Raw genomic sequence first — 15,251 nt, forward strand, 5'->3', positions numbered from 1 at the left:
TAACAGCGTGTAGAGTATTAATTGGGCGTAAGGGAGAATGGTGTTCACTGTTCTCATCAATGTTTTTCCACGCCCTTTTTCTCATATTTTCAACCCCTTGAATAGTAGAGCTAATATACTAGTGCAAGATGTGAGTATATCCAGCCACAGCAAGAGATTCCTGCACATCGACATCCCCAGGGACAAGACACCTGGACGATTTTGGCTGGGCGCGGCGAATACTATCTCGATCTAGATGGCACGACAAAATCGATCGAGACGGGGGATATCGTCATCGCGCCAACTGGCTCCGTACATGGTGTATTTAACAACGCCGATGAAGCCCTAATTTTTATATCGGTCGTTTCGCCCCTAGATGCAGGTTATGAGCTGGTGGAGGGTAGAGGGTAGCGATGCGCGATACGTAGGGTTCCCCGAGGGTTAAGCGCATCAAGACAGAGGGTAGAGGATGGTGGATGGTGGATGGTGAATTTGGACGCTTACATCTTTTTTCATGTCTCCCAGTCCCCCGTCCCTTGTAACAAAACTTATCTTTTTTTTAATATTTGCGCCTCAATCCCCTACGATCTTTGATAGACCAAATTTATAGTTTAATTGCTACACACTTCTTCATAAACACGTTAGCGACGAGCGAAACGTTTTAATCTGAAAGCTGTCCTGGTGTTGCTAATGACAATTTTCAGCTCCAGGGAAAATGAGACTAGATATCTCAATAGCCTTGATTATTCAAACTGCGATCGAGTTAGACCAGCGATATTACCCTAGTGGTAGACAATGTGAGTGGGCGCGATCTTTGGCTGAAAATCCTCGGATTGACAACCGATCCCCGAATCCATCCTCACGCCAGCGAGTTCAAAACCCGAACGCTAGCTCGATTAGGCTTAACACAGTAAAAAAATATTCGGTTGGGAGATTTAAGATCTAATGAGTGTTAAGGCAAGTGGTGGCGGCTCTCTATCCCGTCCAAATTTATATCAAACACTGCCAGTTGCGACCATTTCGCAAGCGGAACAGCAAGATCGGTTTCCCGCAATGGGTGAACTGAGCGAGTTAAACAGCTACTTTCAGTCTGGAGCAAAGCGGATTGAAATTGCCAAGATTATTAGCGATAATTCTGAGCTGATCGTCTCTCGTGCGGCTAACCGGATTTTTACTGGTGGTTCGCCGATGGCATTTTTGGAAAAGCCCGCAGTAGTAGCCGAGCCAAAGGTAGCCAGAACCTTTGCTAGTGGCACCCAGCAGAGTGAATCGACACTGGGGACTGTCACCTTCGTCGAAACAAAAGGTAACTTTTTTTCTAACATTGCCTCCCTGTTTACAGCGTCTGGTGGTGCTGGGCTGATTCCCGCTGGCTTTCAGCCGATCAATATCTCCCTGTACGGGCCTGCAAATATGCAGAAGTCGCTACGGGATATGAGTTGGTTTCTCCGCTACGTGACTTATGCGATCGTCGCTGGCGATCCCAACATCATCACGGTGAATGTACGAGGATTGAGAGAAATCATCCAAAAAGCTTGCTCGGTACCTGCAACCATTGTCGCACTCCAAGAGATGCGCGCTGGTTCGATCGGCTACTTTACCAAAGACAAGGAAGCTCTAGAAATCGTCACTCAATACTTTGACGTGACGATCGGTGAGTTCAAAGCCTCTGCGCCAGCCAACAAACTGCGCCAACGGAACTCTGACGACCAACAGGGGCTAGAGCTGCCCCAGATCTACAACGCCGCAGCCGAACGTCGCGTCAAGTACGCGATGAAACCAGGCTTGTCGGGAGTTGAGAAAAATGATGTCATCAAAGCGGCTTATCGCCAAATCTTTGAACGAGACATCACTCGCGCTTACAGCTTATCGGTTTCCGATTTGGAATCAAAAGTCAAAAACGGCGAAATCTCGATGAAGGAATTCGTCCGCCGCTTGGCAAAATCGCCCCTGTATCAGAAGAACTTCTTCCAACCCTACATCAACAGTCGCGCACTAGAACTCGCCTTCAAGCATATTTTGGGTCGGGGGCCTTCCTCACGGGAAGAGGTGCAGAAGTACTTCAGTATCGTCTCTGCTAAGGGCTTGAGTGGGCTGGTAGACGCCCTAGTAGACTCCAATGAGTATGCAGACTACTTCGGCGAAGAAACCGTGCCTTATATCCGAGGTTTGGGTCAAGAGGCTCAAGAGTGTCGCAACTGGGGACCGCAGCAAGACTTATTCAACTACAGCGCACCGTTCCGCAAGATTCCCCAATTCATCACTACCTTTGCGGCTTACGAGCAGCCATTACCCGACCAACACGTCTACGGTTCGGGCAACGATCCGCTCGAAATCCAGTTTGGGGCGATCTTCCCGAAAGAAACTCGCAATCCCAGCAACTCACCAGCACCATTTAGCAAGAATACGCGGCGAATTCTGATCGCGCAAGGCCCTGGCATCAATAACCAAGTCAGCAATCCTGGCGCGAGGGGGATGACACCTGGCACATTGGGAGCCAAAACCTTCAAACTGGATCAATTACCTGGCTTTACTGGGATTGGTAAGAAATCCAAATCTAGCCAAGGTGTAAGTACTTCATTCACCGAAAGTTCTACCCAAGCAGTAATTAAAGCAATTTACCTGCAAGTGATGGGACGAGAGGTATATGAGGGTCAACGGCTCAAAGTCCAGGAAATCAAACTCGAAAACGGTGATATCTCCGTCCGCGAATTTGTCCGCGATTTAGCCAAATCCGACCTATTCCGCAATACTTACTGGACGAAACTCTATGTAACCAAAGCGATCGAATTCATCCACCGTCGTCTACTCGGTCGTCCGACTTACGGGCGTCAAGAGATGAACAAATACTTCGATCTCGCTGCCAAAAAAGGCTTCTACGCGATCGTCGATGCGATGATCGACTCGGCTGAATATAGTGAGAGCTTCAATGAGGATATGGTGCCTTATACCCGCTATCTCACCCCAGCAGGTGTCAGCGGTCAAAATCTCCGCGTCGGTAGCATCGGTGATACTGGCGTCGGGATCTTGACGGAGGCTAAGTCCGAAGCAACACCACGATTTGTCGAACTCGGTGCGGTCGAAAACAACCGTTCCCAACCCGATATCGAGTTCCGCGTCAATCAAGGTGTCACCAAGAAGCGCGAACAAACCAAAACCTTCAAGCTCACTCAAGCTGGTGACAAAACCCAGCTCAAAACTGTCATTCGGGCGGCTTATCGTCAAGTCTTCGAGCGGGATATCGAACCCTATATCGTCGCAAATGAATTCCGTGCCCTCGAAAGCAAACTCGGTAACTCCGAAATCAACCTCAAAGAGTTCATCGAAGGACTCGGCTGCTCTGGCTTGTACCTCAAAGAGTTCTACACTCCTTATCCCAACACCAAAGTGATCGAACTAGGTACCAAACACTTCCTCGGACGTGCGCCCCTAGATCAAGCCGAAATCCGTAAATATAACCAAATCCTCGCGACCGCAGGGATTAAAGCCTTCATCGGCGCAATGGTCAACGGTGCCGAGTATTCCCAAGTGTTTGGTGAAGATGTAGTCCCCTACAACCGCTTCCTGACGCTACCTGCTGCCAACTATCCCAATACTCAAACCCTGTACAACAAACTCACCAAACAGGATAAGCAAGTGGTCGTGCCGAGTTTTGATACCATCAAACCCCGGATGGATATGGCGAAACTCCCGATGACTGGTAAAGCGATCGCGGATAATAACGCCGCTGCTGCCCTTCAGAAGGAGCCTGAGCTAGTGTCGTTGGGTCGCTCTTCTAGTTTGACGATGAGCGAGGCTACCGTGGCTACCACCGCCAATATCACCCGCGAGTCAGCCCGAATTTTTCGGATCGACGCGAGTACGAGCGAAGCAGAAGCGACACTGGGGATCGCAGCTTTATACATCCAAGTGATGGACATCAGTAACGGTCAAATTCCCGAACAGTTCCGCCGTCTGGACTTAGAAAGCAAAATCTGCAATGGTGTCATCACCACCCGCGAATTTGTCACTACTCTTGCCAGCTCCGACGCTTATATCGATCGGTTCTACACTCCATATCCCAATCATAAGGCGATCGAATTTTTATTCCGTCACCTCTTGGGTCGCGCACCGCTAAACTCAGCAGAGATCGCTGATTACCAGCGAGTTATCGCCGAACGTGGTTTCACCGCAGCGGTAAATCTGATGGTCGATAGTGTGGAATATGCCCGCTATTTTGGTGTTGATGTAGTGCCTTACCATCGTTCGCCTTCTTTACCCGCAGGCAACTAGCAAGCTGGATTGAATAGATCGATCGATGCGATCGCCACAGAGGACAGGTAAGATGAATTTCTTGCCTGTCCTTTTCTCTCCAGGTGTGTTTGGGCTGGATCGATCCCAAATTAAATTGAATAAATGACAGATTAGCTCCAACAATGTACGTCCTGAACCAATTTGAAACCCCGATTGTCGATGCACTGCAAGAGTGGATATCTAAATACCACGCGCCTTTTTATACCCCAGGACATAAGCGCGGTAGCGGGATGAATCCGCTGTTAAAAAATGATTGGGGCACGCAGGTGTTTGGCTGGGATTTGCCAGAACTGCCAGGATTGGACAATCTCCACGCTCCCTCAGGCATCATCGCCGCTGCCCAAGTTCTCGCCGCCGAAGTATTTGGCGCACAACAGACCTGGTTTTTGGTCAATGGTTCGACTGCTGGAGTCATCGCCGCAATTTTGGCGACTTGTGGGGAAGGGGAAAAGATTATTTTGCCGCGCAATATCCATTCTTCCGCCATTTCCGGCATCATTCATGCGGGTGCAGTGCCGATTTTTATCGATCCAGAATACGATCGAGCCGTGGATATCACTCACAGCATTACGCCAGAGTCGGTTAAATTTGCCCTCCAGCAGCACCCCGACGCCAAAGCTGTGATGATGGTCTATCCGACTTATTACGGCGTAGGTGGCGATCTGGCAGCCATTGCGGAGATCGTCCACAGTTATGATTTGCCGTTGCTAGTAGATGAGGCTCATGGAGCGCATTTTGGTTTTCATGCCGATCTACCACCTGCGGCAGTGACGATGGGTGCAGATCTAGCGATCCAATCAACACACAAGTTATTAGGTGCGTTGACCCAATCAGCGATGCTACATGTCAACAGTCACCGGATCGATCGCGATCGTCTCAGTCGATCTTTACGGCTAATTCAAACAACTAGTCCGAGCTATTTGCTACTAGCGTCCCTCGATGCTGCGCGTCAACAAATGGCAGTGGATGGTGAAGAGTTGATGTCTCGAACCATCGAGTTAGCCACAAGTGCTCGATCGCAAATCGCGCAGATCGACCGACTAGCGGTGATGGAATTAGACACGCCCACTTCCGGCTCCAAATATCTCGATCCGACGCGTCTAACGGTGACAGTAACGGGTTTAAATCTGACTGGATTTGCCGCCGATGAAATTTTGACCGAGCAGTTGGGAGTCGTCGCCGAATTACCTTCGCTGCGACATTTGACATTTATTATTAGCCTGGGCAATACATCAGCAGATATCGATCGCTTAGTAGCCGCATTTACCCAACTAGCTGCAAATTATGCCAATTCCCAACCACTTAAATTACGATCGATCGATCCACCAGCTCGACTGCTTACAAAGATGGCAATGACACCGCGCCAAGCCGATCGATCGCGTCATACTAGTGTGTCGATCGAGGACGCGATCGGTAAAATCAGTGCTGAATCGATCTGTCCTTATCCGCCAGGAATTCCAGTCCTAGTGCCTGGTGAAACGATCGCCATTGAGGCTCTGGATTACTTGCGGCAGGTGCTCGACTTTGGTGGTGAAATTGTCGGTTGTAGCGATCCAGATTTAGCGACTATTAAAGTAGTCGATCGTTAAGTCAAAAAACGGCTGGCAACTTTACACATTTGCATAGATCCTACCATCAGGCATCTTCGCACCAATGAGGATCGTACCGATCGTACTGGCACTGCTCATCTCAGCACGCATGAGATTGGCACCTGTTAGATTGGCATCTTCCAGATCGGTTTTGGCTAGATGTGCCTCGATCAATTCGACATTAATCATGGTGGAGTAGCACAAAATCGTCCGCGTAAGATCGGCATGGTGCATCCGCGCATCAGTCAGATTGGCATAGCTCAAGTTAGTATTTGCCAACTTGACTTTGGACATGATCGCTTTACTGAGGTTTGCCCCAGTCATATCACAGGCTGTCAAGATCGCCCGTTCGAGTTTGGCTAGAGATAGATCTGCGTGTGGTAGATGTGCTTCGTGCAAATTTGCTTCGGTAAGGATCGCATTATTCAATTTGGCACCTGTCAAATTTGCGCCAGTGAGATCTACTCCCTTCAAGTTTGCTTCTGTCAGGTTGGCATAGCTGAGATCGACTTTTGATAAATTCGCTCCTGCCATGTTCGCGTTGCGGAGATCGGCGCGACAGAGTTTGGCACTGCGGAGATTGGAACTATAGCTCCGTTTTTCTTCTCGAAAATTGGCGGCGCGCAAACAAGCACCGCTGAGATTGGCACCACTGAGGTTGACATTTCGCAAGTCAGCATCCATCAGATTGGCATCGAGGAGATTTACCCATGTCATATCTGCCCCCCGAAAATCGGCAGATTGGAGACTGGCTCCATGCAGATCGGCATCCCGCAGATTGGCACCTTGGAGATCGGCACCGATCAGTGTCGTGCCGCCTAGCTTACAGCTAGAGAGGTTACTCTTGACTAGCTGGGCGCGATTGAGATAGGCGAAAGTGAGATTGCTTTTGCGTAAATCGGCTTGGTTGAGGATGATATCGATCAAGTCTTGAGAGACTAAACTAAATCCACTCAGATCGACTGCGGTAAAATCCCGTTCGCCACCACGATATCGCCACAATAGTTCGTCCGCATCCATAAGTTAGCCAATGCTGTGTTGATGATGTCTTGCTTATTGTTCCCGCATTTACGATCTTTGTTACTGTTCGATCGAGATTATCAGACTACGCTCGGTTGCTAGCAAGACTTCACCACTGTCATAGTTCTGGTGTAATATGAGCGCGATCGACTACTTCGAGTAAATAGGTTGGTAAAATGATTCGGAACATCAATTGCGCCTGAAACCTTTGTGGTGGGCAGTGCCCACCCTACTGGCGTGACTGAAACCCTTGTGGTGGGCAGTGCCCACCCTACACCTATCAACTATTTCCATCGTTGCCATACCTCGAACAGATTGAAGCGGAATAAGGCTGAAACTAGCTTGAGCGTGGCTAATTCCGGCGGTGGCGATGGTAGTCGCTCTGCCATCTCAAAGGCGGTTTCAGCGGCTTGTGGTTGCCAATTATACAGTCTGACAACGCCCAAGTACATCCAAGCATGAGGGTTGTGGGGATCTTGGTGGGAGATGGTTGTCAATGTACTCAGCAATGGTGCGATCTGACGCTGCAAGACTTGAGTGAGCGCGAGGGTGTATTTAAGATCCAACTGCGATTCGCCGCGTGCGATCCGATAGTTGAGGGCTTGTTGTGCTTGAATTAAATAATTCTGGGTCGGATCGTATTGGTTCAAGGTATTCAGTTGACTAAATACTGAATCGATTTTACCTTGAGCAAATAACTTACTTAACTGTTGGAGTTTAGCAATTGGATCTGGCTCGAATAGATTGGTTGCTGTCGATCGCACTTCGATTTTGGGTACTGATAATGGGAATGTCTTTCCAGTTTGGCGATCGAGATAAGTGGCGGTGAGTTGGTATGCTGCTAGTGGCAACTTGACTGGTGGGAGCATCACTGAATTTTCAGTTACGCGAAAACTGTGAATATCTGAATGCTGTAAATATAAGTTGCCCAATCCGATCGCGCGATCGTGCTGCCAGGTACGATCTGCACTCTGCCATGTTAGTAACAATAACCCATGTTGCAGTGAGTCGCGATCGCCGCTAAGTTGATAAGTCGTATTGACTCCTAGCTCGGCAGATGGGGAGATCGTAATTTTCTCCAATTGTATTTTCTGGATATTTGCTGTCAAAGGTGCGACTGAAATTGGCAGATTTTTTCGCTTGTACAACTTAACGATACTGCGATCGGGCATTTGCCACGTCTGCTCTAGTTGAGCTTGGGGGTTTTGCTCGATCGCTGGTAATATTTTCGGATTGATATAGCCATTATTCCCAGTTTTGGTAATATACCAATTGAGCGATTTGAGATCTTTCTCGATGAGAGCTGGTTTGTCAGTAGTACTATTGACAAAATACCGAGCATATACCTGGAAATCTGCCAAGGAGCCGTATAAGTTTAAGTTTTCGGCATTGAGATCGGGACTAGATGCTAGTACGCCAATAGTCGATCGCAGATACGGTTGCTCCTTGACGATCTCTTGAATGATTTGGTGGTGTGGAAATGATTTGAGTTCGATCCGATGAATTAAATTATAGCCAATATAGGGAATTTTCAGGATATTATCTACTCTAGCTCCTCCAAATAGATTGAGCGAGATGAGGAATCCAGTTATTCCCACTGTTACCCATCTTAATTTGCTTGCCCAGGTAGTTTGAAACAAGTTGAAACTAGCCGCTATAAATATCCCGATGACTGGAAATATTGGTAAAATAAATCGCGAATCTTTATTAGTTGCGAGACTACAAAAAAAGTACCCCCCGCAGCAGTAGATGAGCAGCCATAGCGCATGACGATTTCTGAACAGATTACTAATTAGCTGTCTTTTAAATATCCACAGGAGCGTAAATCCAGTTGTCGTAATTAGGATCGGTAAAGAAATTAAGTCTGGTAATATCCTGACATAGTAAAGCCAACCTGCTAAAGTACCGCCACCAGGATCGCCTTCAGCTTTGCCCATCGCATTGGCTCCCAGTGCTGAAGTAATTACTGTCAGCCAATTTTGACTAAACCAACTGCCATAAATCGACCAAGAAATAATTATCACTACTCCGAACTGGAGTATTCCCAGCCAGTTACGCGCACGTATAAATGAGCCTAATAAGTAAATAATCGGAACAAGTAAAAATAGGAATCCAGTAGGTTTGCTCAACATCAAGCAACCAAATGTTATCCCAAAAATCAAGCACCGTTGCCAACTCTGTCGCTGCGTATCCGCATCTTTCCACCGTGTCAGTGTCAAAAATGTCAAACAAGACATGCTCACAACTCCATAGTCGAGCAGATACATAGTCTGGACATTGAGTAACGCGGGAAACATCAAGACCAAGCCAGATGCCCATAAACTAATTTGAGTATTGAAAGCACTCTTGCTCAGGGCATAAATTGTGAAGACAAGAATGATAATAAATAGGATATTTACGAGTATTGCTGAATTAACAGCTTTACCAAAAATAGCTAAAAATGGAACCGTGAGAATATAAATAAATGGAGCAGTATATGAGGGTGATTGTGCCCAGAGTTCGTGCCACCAATCAGCTAAAAATAGATGAGCATGACTAATAACTCTATGGTAATTGAGTGCATTAGTCAAATGAGAAGCATCATCCCAAGTCGGCATAGATCGATCGAGTATCAACCAAGTTAGCTGAATAGTAATCGCGATCGCTATAATTGCAGCGAGGATCGATCGCTCTGAATTTAGCTTGATGTTGAAAAGTTGTTTTGTCATAACAATATCTTAAACGATCGCCCTATTTATTTATTAATAAATAGATAAACATTACCTTGATGATATTCAAGCTGACATCATCCTCATATCTCCACCTCAGACTCACTGGATGTGATTTAGTTACATCGATCGCTAAATTTTTAAAAACCAGCGTTGACGATACATCAGATACGAGACGCCAAACCAGAGTAAGACAGTTGCGATCGCGAATATTAAGCCACTATTAAGTGTACCTGCCCATCCAAATAACTGAGTGTTTACGAAATCATAGATCGATCGAGCTTGTTTTTCACTACCAATTTTATTTACCATTAGCAGCTTAATTAACACGATCGAAGCAACATAAATAAAAATAGCATTCAAACCCATAATTTCAAATGGTTTGAACCACCGCCGATATTTACGGACATCTACCAATTCATAACAGCCAGCCAACGTCATTAAACTCCAGCCAGTTGTAAACATCACAAACGAACTCGTCCACAGTTTCTTGTTAATTGGGAAAAATCCATTCCAAACCAACCCAATTACTACAGCCGCCAATCCAAACATCAACAGATTGATACTAGTACGAGTCGCTACAGGCTGCCGTTTCAACCACATGCCAGTTAGATAGCCAAATAAGATATTGACAATCGCGGGTAAAGTACTAAATAACCCTTCTGGATCGCTGAGATTTTGAGAACCTTTATGTAAATGTGCTGGCGTAATAATTAATCGATCGATATAAGCTCCAAAGTTACCTGCTTTGCTAAATACGCCATCGCCATTATCTAAAGCGGGAATAAAAGCCAAAACTAGCCAATATCCAACCAAAATCGCGATCGCCAATATCCATAATCCTCGTTGCTTCAGAACTAAAACTGCGATCGCAGCCAAGAAAAAAGCAATTCCAATCCGCTGCAATACGCCCATGATTCGCAAGTTTTCGAGGTTGGCAAAAAATTTGGGATCGGTGAGGTGATAATTCCATACTAAATTATTTAACAATAAACCCAATCCAACTAAGATCGCGCTCCTGCGGATGATTTGCCAGTAAACCTGCTTGGTTATTGGCACATCTCCACTTGTATATTTGGCAAACGAAAAAGCCATCGACACGCCGATAATATAGAGGAAAAATGGAAAAACCACATCGGCGATCGTGTAGCCATGCCAAGCAGCATGATCGAGCCATAGATATTTTGCGCCCTCGTCAGGAAGACTAGCCATATTCACCAAAATCATCATCATCATGGTTAACCCCCGAAAGACATCCAATGAGGTTAAACGCATCGTTGATTTGTTCATAAATAATCTCAGTTTGGGATAAGAGTTGCCTGGAGACTGAAGTCTCGGCTAACAATACTAAGTCCGCCTGCGCGGACTAATTAGTTAGTCCGCTCGGGCGGACTTTGCAGCACAAGCGACGATTTTAATCGTTGGTGATACTGGAATCAAGTAAATGTCCTCAACCCAAACTGATGTTAAATAAGGGCTAGGTGAAATGCTAATTTCGACCGATCGCATCAACAGAAAAGCAGCACTGGAATTACCGAGATTAGAGAAAATCGCCACCGTCAGCAGCAGCCAATACTCCCCACTCAGCTTGGGCAGATCTCGCCAATAGATCGGGCTGTAACTCGGCGATTACGCCCATCGACAACGAAGTCTGACTAATTTTTGATTTTTCCTTCTTTTACCAATGCTTCATAGATCAGAGCTGCGGCATCGGCGCGGGTGGCATTTTGGGCGGGCTTGAGCCGATCTGCGGTGCCATCTTTGATTGTCAATCCTGAATCTACTGCGGCTGCCATTTTTTCGCGCGCGTAGGTGGGCATTTGAGCAGCATCGGGGAATTTGCTCAATACCTGCTCGGCACTAGTCGGGATGGGAAGTTGCAATCCTTTGGCGAGGGAAATCTGCAACTGATAGCGCGGAATCGATTGGTTGGGGGCAAATTTTGTGGGTGAATAGCCCGCCATGAACCCTAGTTGTACCGATTTGTCTACCGCTTCTTTGCGGGGATAATCGGCGGGAATATCGTTGAAGTTGACGGCTGTGGCGGTGGTTGGTCGATCGGCAAAGGCTCGATCGAGCATTTTGGCGTACTCCCCTCTCGTAATCTGCTTGCTCGGATCGAATCGATCGCTACCGAAGTCGTCGAGGATACCCCGCTTTCGCAGTTCGGTGATATAAGTTGCACCCCAAAACTGCTGGGGGACATCGGTAAATACTGGTGTTGTGGCGATGGGTACTGGTACTGGCACGATCGCGGGAGTAGTCACACCTGGAGCTGTCTGCACGGGAGCTGCCGGAACTTCGGTTTGGATAGTTGGGGGTGGACTGACGATTGTCGTCGGAGCTGGATTCTGCCTGTCGCGGGCGATACTCTCGATCGGTTGTCGCCCTGGTTCATTGCTGCCAGTCTTACCGCCGATCGCCCCAGTTTGACGGTTAATGGTATTGTCACCACCCAGACTAGCAATGCTGCGCTCGAACATCGGCTGATACTTTTGACCGATTCCCCAGAAAAACACCGTCCCAATTCCGGCAAGGGCAACACCGATCGCGATTAATTCATCCGCAGTCAAGCGGCGACGGCGGTTTGGATTGGGAGTAGGCGGTGGTGAATTAGTCATATTTTTTACCTGGGTACGAGATTTAGCTAATGCAACAGATATACATCCGCTCTTTACTGGCGATTCACAGAGTTAGCGATCGTTCAAAAGTTGATTAAATCACTAAAATTTGAGATGATTTTAGTTAGAATTATCGCATTAATTGTCTTTCTTTACCAAAACATTGAATTGCTAGTCCTCGATCGGTGTTGTTTCAGTCCAGAGCCATTTTGCCTGAATTAATAGCGACTGAATCTCGGTCTGAATCGCTGCTTCAGAGCGATCGGCATCGATCCGGACGATCCGATCTGGATAGTTAGTTGCTAACTCTTGATAGCCCTGTCTGACGCGGTGATGAAAATCCACACTTGCCTGTTCGATCCGATCGGGTTTGCCGCGCCCGCCAACTCGCTGCAACCCGATCGTGACATCCAGATCGAGCCAGAAAGTCAGATCGCTCTGCAATCCACCTGTCGCTAAGTGATTGACTTTATCGATCTCAGATCGATCGAACCCACGTCCATAGCCCTGATAAGCGATCGTCGAATCGGTAAAGCGATCGCACAAGACAATATTGCCGCGATCGAGTTGGGGCTGGATTACTGCTGCGACATGCTGGGCGCGATCGGCACCGTAAAGCAATAATTCGGTTCGATTACTTACCCAACTGTCCGACTCCTCTAGCAGGATCTGGCGAATCTTTAGCCCCAATTTTGTCCCCCCTGGTTCGCGGGTAGTAATTATCGATCGATCCTGGCTACACCTGCCTTGGAGCCAAGTTGCTGTCTGCTGAATTTGGGTCGTTTTACCCGCTCCTTCAACCCCTTCAAATACAATAAATTTACCGCTCATTTCCCCACCAATCGGATAGATATTCACTATAAATAAGTGAGTAAGTCTGATAATATGTCAAAATAATTTGCAGTTTCCTCAACTTTAGTTTTTAAAAATTACTCACTATGTCTCGTTATGTTTGCGATTTTTTGGTCAACCTTTCACCACAGCATGTGCGCTCTCCACTCCGAAAAATATTAGCAGCTTGCGGTCTAGAACCGATCTACGATCTCGAAGATTATCTCATGGCGCGCGAGATTCCTGGTCGAGTCTCATTTACACGACTAGTTACAGCAGAAGTACTCATTGATACTACCAATGCCACAGACGCGGCTGTCAAGCTCAGCTTTGTGCTCAAGAATGAGGAATTACCACTCAACGCCAACAACCATTGCCGTCAAGTTTTCGATCTGTTGCGGTTGACTATTGCCCATGAGGATGAGTGGCAACCTCTCAATAGCTTACAATCAAACTCACCATTTACCAAAGCGATCGCTTCCTCGGCGGCAGAGTCAGTCACATCACCAATCGCCGCTGCGCGTAGTGCCATTTTGAATTAAGTTCGATTCCAGTCTGACAACTGCCAATTTTACCCGTCAGCGACAGCAATTTCTTAAACCCCGACCGCTTCAGCTCGATATTTATACCAGTAGTATTTTGTGACTGCTATTGAAAAACGAGATCATTCCGTTTACAGTTAGTTGTGATATCAATCTTACATTAATAGGAAAATTATTAGATGGCTCTGGCTGTAGGCACAAAGGCTCCTGATTTTAACGTTAAAGATACTAATGGCAATGTAGTAACTCTGGCTGGGTTGGCTGGCAAGCAAGTTGTCATGTATTTCTATCCCAAAGACGATACCCCAGGCTGTACCAAGCAAGCTTGCAGTTTTCGTGATAACTACAGTGTGTACCAAGATAAAGGCATTGTGATTTTGGGCGTGAGCAAAGATAGTGAATCCGATCACCAAGCCTTCACTGAGAAGTTCGATCTCCCTTTCCCACTCCTCGCCGATACTACTGGCTCACTCATTGCGGCTTATGATGTCGATGGTGGTGGCTACGCCAAACGTGTCACCTATGCGATCGATGGGACTGGTAACATCGTCCATGTGGATGCCAGTGTCAAAACCGACACTCACGCTACCGATATCCTCAAGGCTTTAGGTTACTAGGGACATCTCGGAGGGTGGGCACTCCCCACCATCTAGATCTGGTACGATCGCGCTTGCGCTAACGCACCCTACGATTTAGCCGTTCATAATGACTTCGCTGTCAACTGTCAACTGTCAACTGTATAACCCTTCATTCAACCTATCGGTACTCGTACTTAACCACCATCGGTTTGACGGATTCTGGAGCGATCGAATCGATCCGATCTGCGGAGATTTCGTGCGTAAATGGCTTAGATTTACCAGGCTCGATATCAATGTTTAGCGGAATTATCGCTTGTTTGATCGAGACATCTTTGGCAATGAACTTAGCGACAACGTAGTAAACATAGTGAGTCCGATCGCTCCGATTCTCGATCGAGCCTGTGACGGTGAGTAGCGATTTATCCGAACTAGTTCGAGTGATGGAGATATCTTGTAATCTTAAATCTTTATTAACATCAGCATTGCTGGTGTTACCCGCTAGATTCTGAGCTAGAATTTGGGGATGCCGAGCTGAGGACTCGATCGCCGTGGGATTTACCACTGGCAATTCCAAGTTAAAGCCGCGAGCTGGAGACTGAGCATCTAAGGAAATCCAGATAGCACTGAGAAATATAACCGCCGCCAAATGTTTGCTGGCGTTCGGGCAATGTGTCTGGGTGAGAGCTGTGCGTCTTAGCATGATGATTATTCTAATCTGTTTACTCTGGCAATCGGGGCAGTTGAGTCTAGCTTCCGCCTTTTGGCTTCAGCTAGATCTATGACAAAAGTGTTGATGTCCGAGCGATCTCAGCAGACAAATTCATGACAACTGTGTTCTCTTATTTGTACCCATTTAGACAGAAGGAATTGCTATCATTGGCTAAAATTAGCAATGTATTGCTCGATCGGTAGATCGACTTTGATTGGATATCTACTCGATCGCAGCGACAACTGCTAAAGTTACCGATGATGTCGATCTATTTAGATCCGCAGGGCGCAACGGCGTAAGACGCAAACCCCCCGCTTGTAAAGACATTGTGGAGAAAATTGTGCCGATCGACCACGGTAGGTCACAATAAGAGATTGAGGA

At 47.0% G+C, this 15,251-nt stretch carries 11 protein-coding genes and 1 pseudogene; 6 read left to right on the forward strand and 6 right to left on the reverse strand.

Features of this window, described 5'->3' with window-relative positions:
- Positions 1 to 135: 135 nt before the first annotated feature.
- The 3 genes and pseudogenes from ACEW9I_RS02435 to ACEW9I_RS02445 form a co-directional block, all read left to right on the forward strand.
- A pseudogene (locus tag ACEW9I_RS02435) lies at positions 136 to 390 on the forward strand (cupin domain-containing protein); the annotation flags it as partial.
- 534 nt (positions 391 to 924) lie between these two features.
- Positions 925 to 4,251, forward strand: a complete 3,327-nt coding sequence (locus ACEW9I_RS02440; protein ID WP_373538786.1) for a phycobilisome rod-core linker polypeptide — start codon at positions 925 to 927, stop codon at positions 4,249 to 4,251.
- A gap of 143 nt (positions 4,252 to 4,394) precedes the next feature.
- On the forward strand, positions 4,395 to 5,861 hold the full coding sequence (locus ACEW9I_RS02445) for an aminotransferase class I/II-fold pyridoxal phosphate-dependent enzyme (RefSeq protein ID WP_373538787.1): 1,467 nt from the start codon (positions 4,395 to 4,397) through the stop codon (positions 5,859 to 5,861).
- 21 nt (positions 5,862 to 5,882) lie between these two features.
- On the opposite strand, the gene ACEW9I_RS02450 is transcribed toward ACEW9I_RS02445, so the two are convergent.
- The 5 genes from ACEW9I_RS02450 to tmk all read right to left on the reverse strand — a co-directional run bounded on the left by ACEW9I_RS02450 (position 5,883) and on the right by tmk (position 13,068).
- A complete protein-coding gene (locus ACEW9I_RS02450) occupies positions 5,883 to 6,881 on the reverse strand; it encodes a pentapeptide repeat-containing protein (RefSeq protein ID WP_373538788.1) in 999 nt (332 codons plus the stop codon).
- A 284-nt stretch (positions 6,882 to 7,165) separates the two neighbouring features.
- Positions 7,166 to 9,589 carry a glycosyltransferase family 39 protein gene (locus tag ACEW9I_RS02455; protein WP_373538789.1) on the reverse strand — a complete coding sequence of 808 codons (2,424 nt, stop codon included), beginning with the start codon at positions 9,587 to 9,589 and terminating at the stop codon, positions 7,166 to 7,168.
- 132 nt (positions 9,590 to 9,721) lie between these two features.
- Complete coding sequence (locus ACEW9I_RS02460; protein WP_373538824.1) at positions 9,722 to 10,864, reverse strand: acyltransferase family protein; 1,143 nt, start codon at positions 10,862 to 10,864, stop codon at positions 9,722 to 9,724.
- 380 nt (positions 10,865 to 11,244) lie between these two features.
- Positions 11,245 to 12,210, reverse strand: coding sequence for an S-layer homology domain-containing protein (locus ACEW9I_RS02465; protein WP_373538790.1), 966 nt, complete (start codon positions 12,208 to 12,210; stop codon positions 11,245 to 11,247).
- Between the two features lie 171 nt (positions 12,211 to 12,381).
- Complete coding sequence (gene tmk / locus ACEW9I_RS02470) at positions 12,382 to 13,068, reverse strand: dTMP kinase (RefSeq protein WP_373538791.1); 687 nt, start codon at positions 13,066 to 13,068, stop codon at positions 12,382 to 12,384.
- A gap of 80 nt (positions 13,069 to 13,148) precedes the next feature.
- Between tmk and ACEW9I_RS02475 the strand changes: the two genes are divergently transcribed.
- On the forward strand, positions 13,149 to 13,583 hold the full coding sequence (locus ACEW9I_RS02475; RefSeq protein ID WP_373538792.1) for a hypothetical protein: 435 nt from the start codon (positions 13,149 to 13,151) through the stop codon (positions 13,581 to 13,583).
- A gap of 179 nt (positions 13,584 to 13,762) precedes the next feature.
- Entirely contained in the window at positions 13,763 to 14,200 is a 438-nt protein-coding gene (locus ACEW9I_RS02480) for a peroxiredoxin (RefSeq protein ID WP_373538793.1), read from the forward strand.
- Positions 14,201 to 14,339: 139 nt separating this feature from the next.
- Here the strand turns inward: ACEW9I_RS02480 and ACEW9I_RS02485 are convergent, their stop codons facing one another.
- On the reverse strand, positions 14,340 to 14,861 hold the full coding sequence (locus tag ACEW9I_RS02485; protein ID WP_373538794.1) for a hypothetical protein: 522 nt from the start codon (positions 14,859 to 14,861) through the stop codon (positions 14,340 to 14,342).
- A gap of 223 nt (positions 14,862 to 15,084) precedes the next feature.
- On the opposite strand from ACEW9I_RS02485, the gene ACEW9I_RS02490 reads away from it, so the two are divergent.
- Positions 15,085 to 15,240: a hypothetical protein gene (locus ACEW9I_RS02490; protein WP_373538795.1), complete on the forward strand. Its 156-nt coding sequence runs from the start codon at positions 15,085 to 15,087 to the stop codon at positions 15,238 to 15,240.
- The last annotated feature ends 11 nt before the right edge of the window (positions 15,241 to 15,251 follow it).

This window comes from Chamaesiphon sp. (assembly GCF_041738855.1).
GTDB lineage: Bacteria > Cyanobacteriota > Cyanobacteriia > Cyanobacteriales > Chamaesiphonaceae > Chamaesiphon.

Coding starts and splice junctions, on each gene's coding strand:
- ACEW9I_RS02440 (WP_373538786.1), top strand. CDS start 925: ATGAGTGTTAAGGCAAGTGGTGGCGGCTCTCTATCCCGTCCAAATTTA.
- ACEW9I_RS02465 (WP_373538790.1), bottom strand. CDS start 12,210: ATGACTAATTCACCACCGCCTACTCCCAATCCAAACCGCCGTCGCCGC.
- ACEW9I_RS02450 (WP_373538788.1), bottom strand. CDS start 6,881: ATGGATGCGGACGAACTATTGTGGCGATATCGTGGTGGCGAACGGGAT.
- ACEW9I_RS02485 (WP_373538794.1), bottom strand. CDS start 14,861: ATGCTAAGACGCACAGCTCTCACCCAGACACATTGCCCGAACGCCAGC.
- ACEW9I_RS02455 (WP_373538789.1), bottom strand. CDS start 9,589: ATGACAAAACAACTTTTCAACATCAAGCTAAATTCAGAGCGATCGATC.
- ACEW9I_RS02475 (WP_373538792.1), top strand. CDS start 13,149: ATGTCTCGTTATGTTTGCGATTTTTTGGTCAACCTTTCACCACAGCAT.
- ACEW9I_RS02460 (WP_373538824.1), bottom strand. CDS start 10,864: ATGCGTTTAACCTCATTGGATGTCTTTCGGGGGTTAACCATGATGATG.
- ACEW9I_RS02480 (WP_373538793.1), top strand. CDS start 13,763: ATGGCTCTGGCTGTAGGCACAAAGGCTCCTGATTTTAACGTTAAAGAT.
- ACEW9I_RS02445 (WP_373538787.1), top strand. CDS start 4,395: ATGTACGTCCTGAACCAATTTGAAACCCCGATTGTCGATGCACTGCAA.